The organism is Flavobacterium sp. N1736 (assembly GCF_025947065.1).
Lineage (GTDB): Bacteria > Bacteroidota > Bacteroidia > Flavobacteriales > Flavobacteriaceae > Flavobacterium.
In genome coordinates, this window is the sequence record NZ_CP109994.1 from 1244336 (window position 1) to 1264092 (window position 19757).

The following is a 19757-nucleotide window of genomic DNA, read 5'->3' on the forward strand; positions in this document are numbered from 1 at the left end:
AAAACAAGTATGCGTTAAAAAATTCAGAATAAACAATACTAAACTAAATATTGAATCGTCTTGTTTGATTAAAAACCATTTTATGGCAAGCATGAAAGGTAAAAAAGGCACGTGAAAAACCAGAATTCCCAGAATGTACCAAAAAAAAACTGATTTTTTAAAATTTAATATTTTATCTGAATTAAAAATCTCTACCAAATATAAGCAAGATAGTATCATAACTACCAGAACACCAACTGCAAAACTATAAATAAACGAGTTATTGAGATCTTTTTCAAAATATAAAAGATTGAGAAAAAAAGAAAACACAAACAAGATTAAAAACATTACGGCTGATATTTTGTTATTCTGTTTTAGTAAAAGACTCCTGAGAAGCAATATGTAGGCACAAAAACTGACAAGCATGTAAAAATTATATACATAATAATTTAATAAACCTGTCCAGTAAGTAAAATAGTAGCCAACAATTTCTATAAGTATCGAAAACCAAATTAAAATAACTAACGATTTTGCTTTACGACCAGGAAGTTTGTGCAACGAAATCAAACCGATAATTCCTGATAATAAAGCAAAATAAATGACATAAGATCTTAAAAATTCAAACATAAATTTTTTTTAATATATTAAGCTTGGCGGTCTGCCAATGTTTCCGTAATTCATTGGTTCAAGGCTTTGTATATCGCTTGGTGCATCATCTTCTAACGCAACAAAACTTTGAATTTTTGCCGTATTTGCAGCTTCTGCTTTCTTGCCTGTTGGTACTAAAAATAAAGTGGTTTGTCCTGCTTTTTCTCCATGTTTTTCATCTTCGGGATAAACACCAAAATAAAAGCGAATACCATCAACATTATAACCGTCCTGTACGCCTTGGGTTTTTATATAATGAATGTAACTTTCTAAAGCCTCTATCGAATACCAAATGGCATTTGCATCTTCTTTTTTAACAGATTTGCCGGTTTTTAAAGCAGCTTTCTTTTTGTTGTAATTTACGTTTAATACCTGAGCAAATTCTCGGGTAATTAACTGGCTTGGTTTTGCGGGTGGATTTTTCATGTTTTTAATGTAATTAGTTAAAGGTTTAGTTAAAAAATATTTTTTAGATATTTCTGCCAAAATTATTTTAATCGTTTTAGAAACACAAGGGTGAATACACCCTTTTTTTACGAGGTAAATTTATTTAAAAAATCAGGTTAAAATACTGTTGTTTAGTGTTTTATGAATAATTATTTTTACAATGTTTGTTTTACTGAAAAAATAAACAAAAAATACGGAGTTCAACCATCATCAAAAATAATTATAAATAAGAAACCATGAAAACTATAAAATCAGGTCTGAGATCAAATGAAGTTTATTACTTAAATGAACTTCTCGAAAAACTAAAATACAGCGTTGTTGTTTCTGATTACTTTGGAGTCGAAACAGATAAGGCGGTGAAAGACTTTCAGTTAAAAAAATAATCTGGTTGTAGACGGAATTGTTGGCTTAAAAACATGGTCTGCACTTATTGAAAAAAGTAAAGAAGGATTTTCTTCTAATAACAAATTACTTTCAGAGCAAAATCTTATTGATTTTTCTAAAGATCATAATCTTGAGCTCGCTGTTGTTAAAGCGGTTAACGAAGTAGAGAGTGGAGGAAAAGGTTTTTTGGTAGACGGACGACCAAAGATTTTATTTGAAGGACATATTTTTTGGAAAGAACTCGAAAAACGAGGTATAAATCCGGCGAATTATGCCAATGCCAATAATCAGGATATTTTGTTTAAAAACTATACAAAAAAGTATTATTTGGGAGGTGCCGCAGAATATACACGATTAGAAAAAGCAATACATTTAAATCCAGATAAAAAGTTTAGCGACGCAGCAAAATGTGCCGCATCCTGGGGTTTGTATCAAATTATGGGCTTTAATGCAGTTTCTATAGGGTATAAAAATATAGACGAATATGTCGATAAAATGTATCTGAATGAAGGCGAACAGCTAAAAGCATTTGGATTGTTTCTCGCAAAGAATAATTTGATTGGTTTTTTAAGAAATAAAAAATGGGCAGATTTTGCTTCAAAATACAATGGACCAATTTATAAAACCAATAAATACGATGAGAAGTTAAAGAAAGCCTATATTAAATTTTCCTGAGGTTTTTTTGTTTGAAGTTTCAGGTTTAAAGTTTCAGGTTTGAGGTTTCTTTTGTTTCAGGTTTCTTTTGTTTCAGGTTTCAGGTTTTGCGTTTAGTTTGTCATTTCGATCGAAGAGAGAAATCACACACGAAACTCGACAAAGATTGGCGACATACTATACGGAGCTTCTGGTGTGATTTCTCGTTCCTCGAAATGACAAAACTAGTAACTTTCAAAACCTGAAAATTGAAACCTTTGCAGTTAATTAAACGTTCCAACAAACTTGAAACCTGAAACTTGAAACAAAAGAAACCTGAAACCGCAAACAAAACGCAAAACAAAACCCGACAGGTTTTTAAAACCTGTCGGGTTTGAATTATGTATAAACAAAAGTTTAGCTATAAACAGAAAGTTTTATCTTAAACTTGCTCCAAGTTCTGTCTCAAAAGTTTGTTGCAATTTCGACATGATTTTATCAATCTGAGTATCTGTAAGCGTTTTTGTATTATCCTGAATAGTAAAACTTAAAGCATACGATTTTTTACCTTCCGGAAGTTTTTCACCTTCATAAACATCAAATAAATTAACGTCTTTTAAAAGTGCTTTTTCTGTTTGCTTCGCCAGGTTATAAATACTATCGTAAGTTGTATTCTGATCGATTAGTAACGCTAAATCTCTGCGAACTTCCGGATATTTAGGAATTTCGGTATATTTAATTTTTCCGGTAATGATTTTCAATACTAAATCCCAGTTAAAATCAGCATAATAAACATCTTGTTTGATTCCGAAATGTTTTAAAATCGATTTTTTTACGACTCCCATTTCAACCAAAGTATCATTGTTGTAGCAAATAGAAGTTCCTTCTGAGAAAACATCAGATTGCATTGGCGCATTCGAGATTTTATCAATTCCCAAACGAGACAAAACCGCATTTACATATCCTTTTAATAAAAAGAAATCAGTTGATTTTTGAGGATTTGTCCAGCTTTCTTTATTTCTGTTTCCGGAAATAGACAAAGAAAGGTGTTTATGTTCTTCGTAACCGTTTAGGTATTTATGGTAAGATTTTCCAAATTCAAACAATTTCAAATCAGAATTTCTTCTGTTAATATTGTATGAAATCGCTTCAAGCCCGGAAAACAATAATGATTGACGCATTGTAGATAAATCACTACTCAACGGGTTTAGCATGGTAACATTATGTTCTTCTTTTAAAACAGCTGATAGTTTTGCATAAGCCGCTGTTGTTAAAGAGTTTGCCATCATTTCATGAAATCCTTGCGAATTCAATTGTGATGCAATTACATTTTGTACTTTATAATCTTCTGTTCTTGGTGAATTTGCAACCGTTGCGTTGAATTTTTTAGAGAAATCAATATTGTTATAACCGTAAACTCTCAAAATTTCTTCGATAACATCAATTTCACGCTGCACATCAACACGATAAGCAGGAATCGTTAATCCTAAACCGGAATCAGAAACACTGTTTACTTTAATATCTAGAGAAACTAATATTTTCTTGATGGTATCTTTTGGAATTTCCTGTCCGATAATTTTAGAAACATGGCTAAAATTCAGTAAAACAGAAAAATCTTCTACTTTTTTTGGATAAACTTCCACAACATCACACGTAATTTTTCCGCCTGCAACTTCCTGAATTAAAAGTGCAGCACGTTTCAAAGCATATTCTGTAATTGTTGGGTCAATTCCTCTTTCAAATCTAAAAGAAGCATCGGTATTTAATTGATGTCTTTTTGCTGTTTTACGAACGCTAACGGCATCAAAATAAGCACTTTCTAAAAATATAGTGGTAGTTCCGTCTGTAACACCCGATTTTTTTCCTCCAAAAACACCTGCAATACAAAGCGGTCCTTTTTCGTCGCAAATCATTAAATCTTCGGCGTGTAATGTTCTTTCAACATCATCAAGAGTGGTGAATTTAGTTCCCTCAGGAAGTGTTTTTACAATTACTTTTCCTGAAATTTTTGCAGCATCAAAAGCGTGTAATGGCTGTCCTAATTCGTGTAAAACATAATTAGTAACATCGACAATATTATTTTTTGGAGTTAATCCAATAGATTTTAAACGATCTTGTAACCATGCCGGAGAAGGTCCAACAGAAATTCCAGAAATCGTTACACCGCAATATCTTGGTGCTAAATGAGGATCTTCGACACTTACATCAATTTTTAAAGTACGCATGTCAACTCTAAAATTGCTTACAGATGGCGTAATCAATTCTACGTTTACACCGCGTTGCAGCATTCCTGCTCTTAAATCACGCGCAGTTCCAAAATGACTCATGGCGTCAGCACGATTTGGCGTTAATCCAATTTCGAAAACTTCATCACTTGCAATTTGAAATACCTCTGCAGCAGGAGTTCCGGGAACCAATTCCTGATCCAAAACCATAATTCCGTCATGGCTTGTTCCTAATCCTAATTCATCCTCGGCACAAATCATTCCGTGACTATCCTGACCGCGGATTTTTCCTTTTTTTATAGTAAATTCAGCTCCGTCTTTATCGTATAAAACTGTACCAATAGTAGCAACAGGCACTTTTTGTCCTGCGGCAACATTAGCAGCTCCGCAAACAATTTGTATAGGCGTTTCTAAGCCAATATCTACAGTTGTAACCTTTAATCTGTCGGCATCCGGATGTTTTTCGCACGTTAATACATGTCCAACAACAACCCCTTCTAAACCACCTTTTACTGATTCGTATTTTTCGACAACTTCAACTTCAAGACCCAAATCTGTCAATAATTCTGAAGTTTGCTCAGATGTCCAGTCTGTTTTAATAAATTGTTTTAACCAGTTGTAAGATATTTTCATGTTAACTTTTTTATTCTAGTATGAGGATACAAATATAAGGATTGCACATTGTAGTAAGAAAGAAATTATTTGGTTTTTTATCGTTGTTTTTAATTTTGATTTAAGTTATTATAAATGAGAATTTTACTGCTTTTTAACCAATTGTTTAATCAATAAAACATCAAATGCAGTTTAGAAAAATGAATCTGATACTTTTGTGCTACAAGATGAATGAAAAGTGCTATCCTGCTTTCGGGAATAAGCGTAGTTTTGACACAAATAAAATAATTAAGAATGAGTACTATTAGCCAAAAACCAAAATTTAAACCGGAATATAATAATTATATAAATGGAAAATCTAAAGCACCTGTTAAAGGAAAATATTTTGATGTTATTTCGTCAATCGACGGAAAAGCACTTACAAAAGCAGCTTATTCAGACAATGAAGATTTAGAAATAGCGGTAGATGCCGCATATAAAGCGCTTAATTCATGGCAAAAAACATCTGTTGCCGAGCGAAGTATTTTATTAAATAAGATTGCTAAAGAAATAGAAGACAATCTTGAATGTATCACTTTGCTGCAAAGTATTGACAATAGTAAAGTGGTTCGTAAAAAAGCAGTATCAGATATTCCGCTGGCTATTGATCATTTTAGGTATTTTGCAGGTTTAATGCGTACAGAAGAAAATGCTATTGAAGCGATGGATTCTCAAATTGTTTCTATTACATTATGCGATCCGTTAAAGGTTGTTACGAGGGTGATTCCGTGGAATTTTCCCGTTTTATTGGCCGTTTGGAAAATTGCACCGGCATTGGCAGCAGGAAATACAATTGTTTTAAAAGCCGACGAAAGAATGCCGTTGTCGATATTAGTTTTGATTAAGTTAATAGGATCTGTTCTTCCTCCGGGAGTTTTAAATATTGTAAACGGTTTTGACTTTGAATTTAGGTCTTCATCAAAAACAGATAAAAAAACTTCTAAAGCTGCATTTATGAGTTCTCCCACGGGAAATTCGGCAATCCGGCATATTGAAAACAGTATTTTGTTTACGCCTCAGGTAAATGGAAAATTTCCAAATATATTTGACCCGTCTGTAGCAGATCATGATGATGATTTTTTTGATAAAGCTATTGAAGGTGCTGTTTTATTTGCACTAAATCATATACTAATCAGGCAGGATATTCATGTTAAAAATAAGGGTTAGAAGTTTTATACTTTTAACCCCAAACTTTTACCTTTTTAGATTATTGACATGCAACGTTTTATATTGCTTTGGAGTAATTCCTTCGTGCTTTTTAAACACCCGTGTAAAATAATTAGCGTCTACAAAACCAGATAAATAGCAAATTTCATTAATTTGTAATTCAGGATTTTGGAGTAATTTTTTGGCATGTTTTATTTTTTCTTTCAAAATATATTCAATCGGACTCATGCCTAATTCCCGTTTAAAAAATCGATAAAATGATACGGTACTCATGCAGGCTTTTTCGCTTAAACTTTTAAGATTAATATTTCCTTTTAAATTGAGTTTGATAAATTCAGTCATTTCAAAAATCAAATTGTTAGGCTGAATAAGCGTTCCGTTATCAAGAGATTTTAAATTTTGAGTTTGTATAATCCGAATCAATAGTTCTTTTAAAGCCAAATCTGCCAGCGCATCTTTAGTAATCGATGTACTCATGCATTCTTTAAGAAGTTTGTTAATCGTTGTTGCCAGATCTGCATTATTATAGAAATAGTAATTTTGATAATCTAAGTTCCAATATTCATTATGATTTTCTTTTGGATAATTTTCGTTTAAATAAATTAAAGTATTTGTTATTTTCGATTTATCAATTGCCAATGCGAGACATTGTGTTGGATTTTTTTCTGATGCTTCAGGAAAATCGATTTTCATTTCTACGTTTGATGGAATTATAACTGTTTCACCGGGTAAATAATCAAACGCGGGATCATCAAAAAGATGCATTATCTTTTTGCCTTTTAGCATACTTGTTACTACAAAATCATTGAATTTTAGCGGTACCAAGCGGGAACATTCGTAAGTTTCAAAAATATTTAACTCACATTGACTCAGTGTATAAATGGTTCTGTTTTCGACCAGTGTTTTTAATGATTTTTCATTCGACAAATCAGGATGATTGTTGATAAAATGTTGTTTGCTCATTGTAATTAAATTTAAGAGTTTTTTAAATTTAATCAAAATAGAAGCTTTATAGGATTTAACGCCTATTAAATCAGTTCTTCAACATGTTTTTTGATGTTTTCGGCAATCTTTTTTGTTGGCAAATCATTTTCATCATCGCCAAAAGGATCTTCAATTTCCTCGGCAATAAGCTCTAAACTGGCTAAAACATAAAAGATAAAAACCACAACAGGCGCCACATAATATCCTAAGCTAATCGAATATCCAAATGGTAAAGTCATCGTATAAAAGAAAATGAATTTTTTTATGAAAGCGCTGTACGAGTAGGGAATAGGTGTGTTTTTAATTCTTTCGCAAGCGCCGCAAATATCGGTAAAAGACTGTAATTCTTCGTTTAGAATAATTAACTGATCTCCGGTAATTTTTTTGGCATCATACAAATCATTGATTTTATGAAACATCATTCTTTTTACCTGATTCGGTTTGTGTTTATAATGATCAATTTCTAAATCAACGTCTTCAAAAAGCTGTTTTCCGGTATCTGTATCTTTAAGATGTCTGTGTAAAATAGAAGCGTATGTTGGAATAAATTTTCTAAAAAACTTTCGGTCGTTTTCATCTTTCAGCATTGCCGATAGTTTGATGGCAAGGTTACGGCTGCTGTTTACAAGACCGCCCCATAATTTACGGCCTTCCCACCAACGATCATAGGCTGTATTGGTACGGAAAACAAGCAATAATGAAATCACAAAACCAAGCATTCCGTGCATAATAGGAATGTTGTGTATATAATCGTTTTTACTAAATTTAAAATATTCAACCTCCAGATAACCAACTATTGCAGCATAAATTCCAATCGCAATCATGATTGGAAATAATTTTCTAACGGTATCAGATTTATGAAAATGGAATATAAAAGTAAACCAGTCTTTGGTATTATATGAGATCATTAAAATTTGTTTTTGTAAACAAATTTAATTTAAAAATTAAGCTTTGTGTGCAATTCTTGAAAATTTTATTTAACACATAGAAACATAGACTTTTTCTTTTCTTAAAGAAGATTAAAATAAATGATACATCATTTAAACATAGTCCCGAAGCATCGGGATGCATTTAAATAAGTGAAATGCCTTTTTTGCAGTGATACAAATCTATGTTTCTATGTGTTAAAATAATTATAGACAACGAGTTAAAAATTAATATTTCCCGCCAATTCTTTTAACGCAATTTCAGATAATTTTGCTTCATATTGCGCATTGCTGTAACGCACTTTTGCATTTACATAATTAAGCTGTGCCGTTCTAAAATCAAGTGTTGTAATAGTTCCAATTCTAAATTTATCCAACGTAATTTGAAGATTTTGTTTGGCAATTGCTTCGTTATCTTCTTCAAGACCAATTAATTCAAGGTTGGTTAAATACGTTTGAAAAGCGGTACTTAATTGCGTGTTCAAAATCATATTTTGCTGTTCGATTGCAATTTGAGTATTCTCGATTTGCAATTTGGCAACTTTTTCATTTCGATGCTGATTAAAACCGTCAAAGATATTCAGCGTTGCATTAAAACCATAATTTAAACCTCTTGCAGATGACTGAGTTGTAAAGCCCAGACTCGATTGACTGTCGGCAAAATTATATCCCGAAGTTAAGTTTACCACAGGATAACGATCTGCTTTTACTTGTTTGAGTTGTAACTCGGCAATACGTTTATTAATAACCTGCGATTCTAAAGCCGGATTTTGCTTTTGTGCCAAATCCATTAAATTAGCCAGAACCAAAGTATTGTCAACCGTTACTTTATCACTTACCTTAAAGTCAATTTTAGGATCACGGGCTAAATATTGATTCAATAAAATTTTGGCATTTGCATACGATTCCTTTTGTCTTAATAACGCAACCTGATCAGAATTTAAATCTACCTGAGCATTTAAAACCTCCAATTTTGAAGCTTTCCCGATACTGAAACGATTTTGTGCCAATTCTAATCTTTGTTTAGAAATTACAATTGTAGTATCTAAAGCGGCTAATTGCTGTTGTTGCTGCACCAAATCATAATAAGAAGAATTTACCTGACCAATTTTTACCAAAATAGTTTGTTTAAGCTGAGAATCGCCCAGTTTTTGAAGCTCTTTTAACTGATCTAATCTGGCAAACATTTTCATACCGTCAAAAACAGTCCATCCTAAACTTACACCATAATTTAAACTATTGTTTTTAGCATTGTCAAGAGATGTAGATGTGCCATCCTGACGGGTTTGCGATGTATTTTGAATACTTCTGTTATCTGTAACCGAAGCTGTAGCAACAGGCAGCATTCCGGCGTTTCCAATAGTTACATTGGTTTCGTTTATTTTTGTGTTGTTTTTTGCAATTTTAATTTCAAAGTTATTTTCCAAAGCTATTTTCATAGCATCTTCAATAGTCAGAACTTCCTGTGCATTCACTTTTATGATGCAAAACAAGAATAATAGCAGCGTATTGAATAAAATTTTAGTATTCATATTGGTTTTCTTTTGCCATGAATTCACGAATTAATTTAATAAAATTCGTGAATTCATGGCTAATATTATTTATTTACTTTCTCTTTCGTATTCGTCAATATGATCAAATTCCGGATAATGTTTTCTGGCTTTAGACCACATCAAATAAATAGCAGGAATTACAAAAAGGGTTAATGCCAAAGAGAAAATAGTTCCTCCAACAATTACAACTCCCATTCCAATTCTACTTGTAGAAGCTGCTCCAAGCGACATTGCAATTGGCAAAGCGCCTAATGCAATGGCTAAACTCGTCATTAAAATAGGGCGCAAACGTGCTTCTGAAGCTTCTAAAATGGCTTCTAGTTTTGGTTTTCCCTGTTCTCGTAACTGATTCGCAAATTCGACAATCAAAATACCATTTTTGGTTACCAAACCAATAAGCATTACCGTACCAATCTGGCTAAAAATATTCCAGGTTTGATTGAATAACCATAAGGAGAATAAAGCTCCCGCAACCGCCATTGGCACCGTTAAAATAATAATAAACGGATCTATAAAACTCTCAAACTGAGCGGCAAGAATCAAAAATATTAATAATAAAGCCAATCCAAAAGCAAAAGAAGTATTCGAGCTGCTTTCGACAAAATCTCGCGATTCTCCACTTAAATCCGTTGTAAAACTCTGGTCTAAAACTTTCGCTTTAATTCGGTCCATTTCTTCAATACCGTCGCTGATACTTTTTCCCGGTGCTAAACCTGCAGAAACGGTTGCCGACATATATCTATTATTGTGATACAATTGCGGCGGATTACTTTGTTCTTCGACTTTAACCACGTTGTCCATTTGAATTAATTCTCCGTTTTTGTTTTTTACAAACATCGAAGTTAAATCCAAAGGTTTCGAACGGTCTTTTTGGTCAAATTGTCCAATAACCTGATATTGTTTTCCGTTTTTTATGAAATAGCCAAAACGCTGTCCGCTCAAAGAAAGTTGCAGCGTTTGCGCAATATCCATAATCGAAATTCCTAAACTTTCTGCTTTTGCGCGATCAATACTTACATTAATCTCCGGTTTATTAAATTTCAGATTTACATCTGTTGTCGAGAATACATCACTTTTCCCGACTTCATCCATGAAAACCGGAATTTTTTCTCTTAGTTTTTCAAAAGTCGGAGCCTGAATAATATACTGAATTGGTAAACCTCCACGTCGGTTTACGGCAATTGTAGGCTGTTGAATTACAGATGTTTTAGCATCCGGATATTTTTTAGTCCATTTCGTTAATTTATCAGCAATATCTTTTTGAGATCTCGTTCTTTCATCCGGTTCCTTCAACGAAAGCCTGATGAAACCTGAATTTGTTGCAGAACCTCCGGAACCTCCGGCGGTAATGACCAAACTTACTTTTTTCTCCGGAATTGAATCTTCAACCAATTTTGACATTTCCTGCATAAAACGGTTGGTATAATCGTAAGATGAACCTTCTGGAGTTGTCATACGCATGGTTACAGAACTACGGTCATCATAAGGAGCAGTTTCTTTGGGAAGTATGGTAAAAAATAAATAAATCAATCCAAAACAAACAATTAATATGGGGAAACTAATCCATTTTTTCTCCATAAAGCGACCTAAAGATTCGGCATATCCGCTATTTAGCTTTTCGAAAAAAGGCTCTGTTTTAACGTAGAATTTTGATTTTTTTTGCTCGCCGCCTTTCATTAAATACGCATTCAGCATTGGCGTTAATGTCAGCGATACAAAGGCAGAAATTAGAACCGCGGCTCCAATTACAACCCCAAATTCCCGAAAGAGTCGACCAACGAAACCTTCTAAGAAAATTACAGGTAAAAATACTGCGGCTAATGTTACCGAAATTGAAATTACGGCATAAAAAATCTCATTTGAACCTTTTATCGCCGCTTCAATTGGCGACATTCCTTCTTCGACTTTCTTGAAGATATTTTCGGTAACCACAATTCCGTCATCAACCACCAGACCGGTTGCTAAAACAATAGCTAAAAGGGTTAATACATTGATAGAGAATCCAAAAAGCCACATGATAAAAAACGTAGCAATTAACGAAACCGGAATATCAATTAAAGGTCTGAAGGCAATTGCCCAGTCTCTAAAAAATAAATAGATAATAATGATTACCAAAATAATCGAAATACCTAAAGTTTCGGCAACTTCAAGTACTGATTTTTTTACGAAAAGCGTATTATCAAGTGCAATATTTAGTTTAATATCCTTTGGAAGATCCTTCTTTAGAGCATCATATTTTTTATAAAACTCTTTCGAAATATCAAGATAATTGGCGCCCGGCATTGGTACAATCGCCAATCCAATCATTGGAAGCCCAGAAGATGTTAAGGAAGTTTCGATATTTTCAGGTCCTAATTCAGCACCGCCAACATCACTTAAACGAACAATTTTATCGCCATCAGTACGAATAATAATATTATTAAATTCTTCCGGTTTAGATAAATTTCCGATTGTTTTTACGGTTAATTCCGTGTTATTTCCCGTTAGTTTTCCAGAAGGTAATTCGACATTTTGTGCATTTAAGGCGTCACGAACTTCTGCAACTGTACAGCCGTAAGCCGTTAATTTTACAGGATCGATCCATAAACGCATTGCGTACCGTTTTTGTCCCCAAATTTGTACACCGCTAACTCCGGGAATTGTTTCTAAACGCTGCGAAATAACATTTTCGGCATAATCGCTTAATTCTAGAGAGCTTCTGGTATCACTTTGAACAGTCATCGAAATAATAGATTCACTATCGGCATCTGCCTTAGAAACTACCGGCGGCGCATCAATATCCTGTGGCAAACTTCGAACGGCTTGCGAAACTTTGTCACGAACATCATTCGCAGCTTCTTCAAGATTTTTGTCTAAGTTAAATTCGATGGTAATATTACTGCTTCCCTGATTACTTGACGATGTAATATTTCGAATTCCGTCAATTGCATTTACAGCTTTCTCAAGAGGTTCCGTAATTTGCGATTCAATAATATCAGAATTGGCTCCGGTATAATTGGTTCTGATAGAAACCTGTGCCGGATCAATAGAAGGAAATTCACGAACACCCAAAAAAGTATAACCAATGAAACCGAATAAAATAATTAAAAGATTCAGTACAATGGTTAAAACGGGTCTTCTTATACTTGTGGTTGATAAACTCATGTGAGATTTTAGATTTTAGATTGTTGATTTTAGATTGTTGATTTCTAATATCTATGTTCAAGCCTTATGACTTTTGGCTTTAAGACTTTCCGCTTTAGGAATATTTCACTTTAGGACTATTTCACTTTAACTTTTATCGGGGCTTCATTTTTTAATGACATTACGCCACTTGTAATCAAAGTATCTCCGGCTTTTAATCCTGATAAAATTAAAATAGAAGCATCTGTTCTGGTGGTTGCATCTACCATAACTTCTTTGGCTTTGCCCATATTGGCGATGTATACTTTTTTACCGTCTTGTACTGGTACAATAGCTTCTGTAGGAACTACAATGGCATCTTTTATAATATTTAAAGGCAATTTTACATCAGCAAAAGTTCCCGGAAAAAGTTTTCCGTCAATATTATCCGCAATAGAACGTATTTTTAATGTACGGGTTGCCACTTCAACTTCCGGCTCTATGGCGTAAATTTTTGCAGTATATACTTTATCAGATCCTGAAACAGAAAAATCAATCGTTGAACCATTTTTTACTTGTGAAGCATATTTTTCAGGAATCGAAAATGTAATTTTTAATTTTCCGGTATTCACTAATTTTGCCACCAAAACAGCTGGTGTAATATAAGTTCCCGGTGAAATAGAACGCAAACCAACTTTTCCTGAAAAAGGAGCTTTAACAGATGTTTTGGCAATTTGGGCTCTTATTAATTGAGTCTGGGCTTTCATCGAAGCATAATCTGCATTTGCAACATCAAATTCTTCCTGACTAATTGCTTCTTTTTGTAGTAATAACTTCGCTCGTCTTTCATTTTCGCCCGCTAAACCTTCTTTTGTCTGGGCTTGTCTTAACTGCGCTTTTAATTCAACATCATTTACTTTAAAAAGTACCTGACCTTTATTTACATAAGTACCTTCATTAAAGTAAATACCTTCAACAATTCCCGAAACTTCACTATGAATTTCTATTTGTTCATTGGCTTCAATAGATCCTGATAATGACAAATTATTATCAAAAGTCGAAGTTTTAACAACAATTCCCGTTACAGTTGTAGGCTTGTCTTTGTCGCCGGATTTTTTAGATTCGTCGTTTTTACTTTTGTTAGAAATCACTCTGTAAGTGATAAACCCTCCGAGTACTATAATTATAAGGGCGTAAATAAGGTTTTTTACTTTCATAAAATTGAGGTAAAGATATTTTTTTGGTGTTTTTAGTAGCTCGCAAATTTAACTTTTTGTATCGAAATCGAAAGGTGTTAGCGTTTATTTAACACATGAATCACAATAAATTTAAACAGCTGTTTGAATGGTTATTTCTGCAAAACTTTTGTCTTTAGACAATGATTTTTTGAAATGGTTTAAAATGAAAATGATTTTTTTAAGCTAAAACTAATAATTTCAAAAGATACAACTTGTAAAGTATTAAATATCAGATAATTGGTTTTATTTTAAAGATTTATCAGACAGAAATAATTTTAGGATAATTATTTTTTTTGCTTTTTGTCTGATTTTTTTTGCATTTAATCGTTTTTATTTGTAACATTGGTAAGCTTAAACAAAATGGTAGTTTTTTTGTGAGAATATTAATGTTTTCGGATGTTAAGTGTTAAAGTATGTAGGTTTTTTATTTTATTTTAAGTTAAAAACATACCTTTTTAAAACTAAATAATTAACAAGTGTTTATAATTCGTTCTATTTTTTAAATTAAAACTACCTGATTTATGAGGAAAAAAATACTCGTTAGTTTATGGATCACATTACTGTTTTGTGCCATTTCATTTTTGTTTTGGCAAAACGAATTAAAGTATACCTTACCTACGCCGGTTCCTAAAAATTACCATGCAGTTGCAATGGGTTCTACAATTAATTTAGGAAAATGCTGGATCACAAACAACAAACCGGTTTTTATTCATTTTTTTAATCCGGATTGTCCGTGTTCGCGCTTTAATATACCTCACGTAAGCGCACTCATTAAAAAATACGGTGACCAAATTAATTTTAAAATTGTGGTATTAAACAAACACAAAGATTTTACAATAGCAGAGATCCAGAAAAAGTTTAATGCCGATATTCCTGTCTATTTTGATGAAAGTATGGCCGTAAAATGTGGTGTTTTTTCTACGCCGCAAGCTGTCATTATGGATGGTTCTCACAGGTTATATTATCGCGGAAACTACAATAAAACAAGATATTGCACCAATGCCGACAGTAATTATGCCCAAATGGCAATAGATTCATTGCTGCAGCAAACCAAATCTCCATCATTTGATGCTTTAGCTCTGAGAGCTTACGGATGCTCATTACCAAAATGTACTAAATAAATCTAATCTTAACCTAAATTACTACAATTATGAAAACAAAAGCCAGTTTAAACGAACAGGATTATTTGCACAGTTTTATGTCGACAATGACGCAAAAATCAGACACGATTATCAATTACGTTCTTGCAGCCTATTTCTTTCTGGGAATTGGTCTTGCTTTCAAATACGATACATTCGAAATTGGAGTAGGAGTGGGTACCTTGAATCTTTTAATGTATTATTCGGCAAAACTTTTACTCAAAAAATCAAATTTTTACCAGTATGTTTTATCCGTAGTTTTAGCAATTTTTATGGCGCAGTATATCTATCAGATGCATGGTATGTTTGAGATGCATTTTACAGTATTTATTGCCAGTACGATTTTGATTATTTATCAAAACTGGAAACTGCAAATTCCGCTTACGCTTTTGGTAGTCCTGCATCACGCTGGTTTGGCTTATATGCAGAATTTTGTTTATCAGGATCCAAGAGGATTGCAGGTTTATTTTTCGCAGGTAAATTTTGACATGGAAACTTTGATTATTCATGTAGTATTGGCTGCTGTGGTATTTTTCATGAACGGGTATTGGGCTTATTATTTTAAAGAACACAGCCAGAATCACATTTCTAAAATATCTGACGAATACGAATTGGAAAACATCAAATTGGCTTCGGCAAAATACAGTTCCTTAACTGCAACCAAAGAATATAATGATTTCGTACACAGAACAACTTTAGATTTAAAATTACCGGTAAGTTCTGTCTTAAAATTAATTGATGTTTCAAAAGGACATACTGATAATGATCAATTGCTTAATTATCTGGAAATGATGAGAGAAAGTGCTAAAAAAATTGACGATTTAGTGAACGATATTCACGTAAAATCTACAAATGGCAGAGGTTAGAATTTTATATTTTGCCACTTCGTTTTCTCAAATCAATTTTTAACTTAATCTTATTTTATGTCCAAACACGATTTTGAATCAGCAAACAGAATGCTGATGAACTTAAAAAAATCATTTGATGTTTTTTTGAAAAATGATGCTTCTTCACATTCATTTGAAAAAGCGGGATCTGAAACCGAATTCGGTAAAGAGGTTGCCAAAATTTTTGATGAAAACAAGGACAATCCAAATGTAAAAAATTTAGATTTTCAGTATAAAAAAATCATTCAGATTGCCAACGATATTCAGCATTTAAAACAAGTAAATGATAATACTTTGCCTGATTGGTTAGAAGATGAACTGGAAAATGTTTTTAAGAAAATCAAAGACTTATTGAAGATTTTAGAAGAAGAACTTAATTAAAAAACTTTAAAGAACACCACTTATACGTACAAACGTAATTACTATTAATTAAAACACAAGATTATGGATACCAGAATTACTCGCCCAACCCCATCTGACAGAGAAGTTGATTGGAACAAAACAAAGGTGTTACTCAGTAAAACAGATACAAAAGGAACCATTTTATATGCCAACGAAGCTTTTATTGATGTTTCTGGTTATGATGAATTTGAGCTGATCGGACAGCCGCACAACGTTATACGTCATCCCGATATGCCAAAAGTGATTTTTAAATTTTTATGGGATAGTATCAAATCAAACAAAAATATTCATGCGATTATAAAAAATATGTCTAAAACAGGCAGATATTATTGGGTAATTACCGATTTTAAAATAATAGCCGATGGCGATGGAGAAATTGTTGGATTTTTTGGAACCCGAAAATCAGTGCCCGAAGAAATTATCGTAAAGTTTATAGAACCATTGTATAAAAAACTAATACACATTGAAGAAGTAAGCGGAATTGAAGCCTCTGAAAATTATTTGATTGGCTTTTTAGAAGAACGAAAGAAAACGTACATGGAATATGTAGATCATTTGGTTGCAACAGGCAAAGACGATAAAAATAAAGTAAGTAAAGGTTTTTTTAATGGTTTTTTCGAAAAAAAGAATACTGGTAAAAAGTAAAAAGTTAAATGTAAAAAGTTAAATGTAAAAAGTAAAAGGTAAAAAGTTAAAAGTTAAATGTTAGAAGTTAAGTGGAAAACATCTAACATTTAACATCTAACATTTCACATCCAATATTTAACATCTAACACATATGCTTCATTGTATCGATAAAATATTCAACTTAAAATTTGCTCCCCAACAAATTTAAATCAACCTTACCGTAATGGTAATTGGATATTGATACAGTGAAGTTATTTTTTTTCTTTAGGTTCAAAGGTGCAAAGTTTCAGAGGTTCAAAGTTGCAAAGGTTAAAAACGAAAAAGTTTTAACCTGAAACCTGAAATTAAAGCTTAAAAAAAATAAAAATCCAACCTTTGTCCATATAAACCTTTATCCCTCTGAACCTCAGTCCCTATGAACCTTTGTACCTTTGAACCTTTGTCCCTTTGAACCTAACTAATATAATTCCAAATATTCTTTTTCTTCGTTAATTCGATGAAAACCGCTTTTAAAGTCGCGTGTTCCGGTTTTTGTAAAGGAGCATCATTTTTTAAAACCATTAAAGCATAATTTCTGGCTAAAGCCAAAATATCACGATCGCGAACAATGTCTGCGATTTGCAGGTTTAGAACGCCACTTTGCTGCGTTCCCATTAAATCGCCGGGACCACGAAGTTTTAAGTCAACTTCGGCAATTTCAAAACCATCGTTAGTCTGAACCATCGTTTCCATTCTCGTTTTACTGTCCGCACTTAATTTATGGCTCGTCATTAAAATACAATAACTCTGCTCAGCGCCACGACCAACACGTCCGCGTAATTGGTGCAGTTGCGATAAACCAAAACGTTCCGCACTTTCGATAATCATAACACTCGCATTTGGCACATTTACGCCTACTTCAATCACGGTTGTAGCCACCATAATATTGGTTTTTCCTTCAGAAAAGCGTTTCATTTCGGCATCTTTATCAGCAGGTTTCATTTTTCCGTGCAAAATAGAAATCGAATATTGCGGTAACGGAAAATCGCGCGAAATACTTTCGTAACCGTCCATTAAATCTTTAAAATCCATTTTTTCAGATTCCTGAATTAGCGGATAAACAATATAAATTTGTCTTCCAAGAGCAATTTCATCTCTCAGAAACTTCCAGACTTTCAAACGATTACTGTCAAAACGATGCACGGTTTGAATAGGTTTTCTGCCCGGAGGCAATTCATCAATCACAGAAATATCCAAATCGCCGTATAAACTCATTGCCAGAGTTCGCGGAATTGGCGTTGCCGTCATAACCAAAACGTGTGGCGGAATTTCGTTTTTCTTCCACAATTTAGAACGCTGTTCCACACCAAAACGGTGTTGTTCATCAATTACAGCCAAACCTAAATTCAGAAACTTTACTTTATCTTCAAGCAAAGCATGCGTTCCTATCAAGATATGTAAAGATCCGTTTTCAAGCTCTTCGTGAATGATTTTTCGAGCCGCAGTTTTAGTAGAACCTGTTAATATTTTTATGTTGATATTTAATGTTTTAGCCAATTCTGATAAACCAATAAAATGCTGATTAGCCAAAATTTCGGTTGGCGCCATTAAACAAGCCTGAAAACCATTATCGAGCGCCAAAAGCATGCTCATAAAAGCGACAATTGTTTTTCCTGAACCTACATCACCCTGCAATAATCGGTTCATTTGGGCATTACTTCCCATATCAGAACGGATTTCTTTAATCACTCTTTTTTGCGCATTTGTAAGTTCAAAAGGCAAATGATTTTGATAGAATTCATTAAAAAACTCACCCACTTTTGTAAACGGATGTCCTTTTATTTTATGTTTTCTGATTAGATTTTTCGTAATTAATTGCAATTGAATAAAGAACAATTCTTCAAACTTTAATCGGAATTGGGCTTTCGCCAAAGCATCAGTACTTTTTGGAAAATGAATATTAAATAAAGCAGCTTTTTTTGAAATTAACTTTAATTCCTCCATTAAATAAGCAGGGAAAGTTTCAGAAAACAACGCTTGAGTTTCAATAAACAATTGCTGCATTAATTTATTAATCGTTCTATTCGAAATACCGCGATTCGTTAACGTTTCTGTAGAAGGATAAACCGGCTGCATGGCAGATCGTAAACTTTTTTCGTGTTCACTCAATAATTCAATTTCCGGATGCGCCATACTAAACTGACTTCCGTAAAGAGAACATTTTCCAAAAATCACACAAACTTCATTCAGTTTCAAACTTTCGCGAACCCATTTATGTCCCTGAAACCAGTTTAGGTCAATTTGCCCCGTATCATCCACAAAAGTAGCAACAAGACGTTTTTTATTCTTAGCAAATTCAACCGTTTTTATGTTGATAATTTTACCAATAATCTGAACTTCAGCACCAGTATTCTGCAATTCATTGATCTTATAATATCGGGTTCTGTCAATATACCGATTCGGAAAAAAATTAATCAAATCTCCGTATTTATGAATTCCCAATTCCTTACGAAGCAACTGGCCGCGACTGGGACCAACGCCTTTTAGGTATTCAATTGGGGTTTCAAGAAGATTATTAGACATTTTTTTAGACTTCTTAGATTTTAGATCTTTAGACTTAGACTTTATAAAATAGAATATAGAAAATAGAGTATAGAAAATATAGACAAAAGTCTGTGCTCTATTTTCTATATTCTTTTCTCTTTAGGAAAGCGAAGATAGATTTTAATTGGGAATTTTGAAAATGAGCGGGTTTAAAGTGTAGAAAATAATATCTTTGAAGAATA

At 33.0% G+C, this 19757-nt stretch carries 15 protein-coding genes; 7 read left to right on the plus strand and 8 right to left on the minus strand.

Annotated elements, in window-relative coordinates:
• Positions 1-615: 615 nt before the first annotated feature.
• Positions 616-1053 carry a hypothetical protein gene (locus OLM54_RS05380; RefSeq protein ID WP_264537574.1) on the minus strand — a complete coding sequence of 146 codons (438 nt, stop codon included), beginning with the start codon at positions 1051-1053 and terminating at the stop codon, positions 616-618.
• A 257-nt stretch (positions 1054-1310) separates the two neighbouring features.
• On the opposite strand from OLM54_RS05380, the gene OLM54_RS21630 reads away from it, so the two are divergent.
• Together OLM54_RS21630 and OLM54_RS21635 are read left to right on the plus strand one after the other, a co-directional pair.
• Complete coding sequence (locus OLM54_RS21630; protein ID WP_319802313.1) at positions 1311-1457, plus strand: peptidoglycan-binding domain-containing protein; 147 nt, start codon at positions 1311-1313, stop codon at positions 1455-1457.
• Between the two features lie 187 nt (positions 1458-1644).
• Positions 1645-2133, plus strand: a complete 489-nt coding sequence (locus OLM54_RS21635) for an N-acetylmuramidase family protein (protein WP_319802314.1) — start codon at positions 1645-1647, stop codon at positions 2131-2133.
• Between the two features lie 395 nt (positions 2134-2528).
• On the opposite strand, the gene pheT is transcribed toward OLM54_RS21635, so the two are convergent.
• Positions 2529-4949, minus strand: a complete 2421-nt coding sequence (pheT, locus tag OLM54_RS05390; RefSeq protein ID WP_264537575.1) for a phenylalanine--tRNA ligase subunit beta — start codon at positions 4947-4949, stop codon at positions 2529-2531.
• Between the two features lie 273 nt (positions 4950-5222).
• Here pheT and OLM54_RS05395 point away from each other — a divergent pair, with 273 nt between their 5' ends.
• Positions 5223-6134, plus strand: coding sequence for an aldehyde dehydrogenase family protein (locus OLM54_RS05395; protein ID WP_264537576.1), 912 nt, complete (start codon positions 5223-5225; stop codon positions 6132-6134).
• 27 nt (positions 6135-6161) lie between these two features.
• Here the strand turns inward: OLM54_RS05395 and OLM54_RS05400 are convergent, their stop codons facing one another.
• From OLM54_RS05400 to OLM54_RS05420, 5 genes are all read right to left on the minus strand, one after another.
• Positions 6162-7097 carry an AraC family transcriptional regulator gene (locus OLM54_RS05400; protein WP_264537577.1) on the minus strand — a complete coding sequence of 312 codons (936 nt, stop codon included), beginning with the start codon at positions 7095-7097 and terminating at the stop codon, positions 6162-6164.
• Positions 7098-7162: 65 nt separating this feature from the next.
• The gene (locus tag OLM54_RS05405) at positions 7163-8026 is read right to left on the minus strand and encodes a bestrophin family protein (RefSeq protein WP_264537578.1); all 864 of its coding nucleotides are present in this window, start codon (positions 8024-8026) and stop codon (positions 7163-7165) included.
• A gap of 239 nt (positions 8027-8265) precedes the next feature.
• The gene (locus OLM54_RS05410; RefSeq protein ID WP_264537579.1) at positions 8266-9576 is read right to left on the minus strand and encodes a TolC family protein; all 1311 of its coding nucleotides are present in this window, start codon (positions 9574-9576) and stop codon (positions 8266-8268) included.
• A gap of 69 nt (positions 9577-9645) precedes the next feature.
• Positions 9646-12741 carry an efflux RND transporter permease subunit gene (locus OLM54_RS05415; RefSeq protein WP_264537580.1) on the minus strand — a complete coding sequence of 1032 codons (3096 nt, stop codon included), beginning with the start codon at positions 12739-12741 and terminating at the stop codon, positions 9646-9648.
• A gap of 116 nt (positions 12742-12857) precedes the next feature.
• Positions 12858-13916 (minus strand): efflux RND transporter periplasmic adaptor subunit, encoded by a 1059-nt coding sequence (locus OLM54_RS05420; RefSeq protein ID WP_264537581.1) that lies wholly within the window; start codon positions 13914-13916, stop codon positions 12858-12860.
• Positions 13917-14458: 542 nt separating this feature from the next.
• Here OLM54_RS05420 and OLM54_RS05425 point away from each other — a divergent pair.
• From OLM54_RS05425 to OLM54_RS05440, 4 genes are all read left to right on the plus strand, one after another.
• On the plus strand, positions 14459-15058 hold the full coding sequence (locus OLM54_RS05425; RefSeq protein ID WP_264537582.1) for a TlpA family protein disulfide reductase: 600 nt from the start codon (positions 14459-14461) through the stop codon (positions 15056-15058).
• A 29-nt stretch (positions 15059-15087) separates the two neighbouring features.
• Complete coding sequence (locus tag OLM54_RS05430; protein ID WP_264537583.1) at positions 15088-15942, plus strand: hypothetical protein; 855 nt, start codon at positions 15088-15090, stop codon at positions 15940-15942.
• Between the two features lie 57 nt (positions 15943-15999).
• Positions 16000-16344, plus strand: a complete 345-nt coding sequence (locus OLM54_RS05435; RefSeq protein ID WP_264537584.1) for a hypothetical protein — start codon at positions 16000-16002, stop codon at positions 16342-16344.
• Positions 16345-16407: 63 nt separating this feature from the next.
• Positions 16408-17010 carry a PAS domain-containing protein gene (locus tag OLM54_RS05440; RefSeq protein WP_264537585.1) on the plus strand — a complete coding sequence of 201 codons (603 nt, stop codon included), beginning with the start codon at positions 16408-16410 and terminating at the stop codon, positions 17008-17010.
• 435 nt (positions 17011-17445) lie between these two features.
• Here OLM54_RS05440 and recG read toward each other — a convergent pair whose 3' ends face one another.
• Entirely contained in the window at positions 17446-19599 is a 2154-nt protein-coding gene (gene recG / locus OLM54_RS05445) for an ATP-dependent DNA helicase RecG (RefSeq protein ID WP_264538545.1), read from the minus strand.
• Positions 19600-19757: the final 158 nt, after the last annotated feature.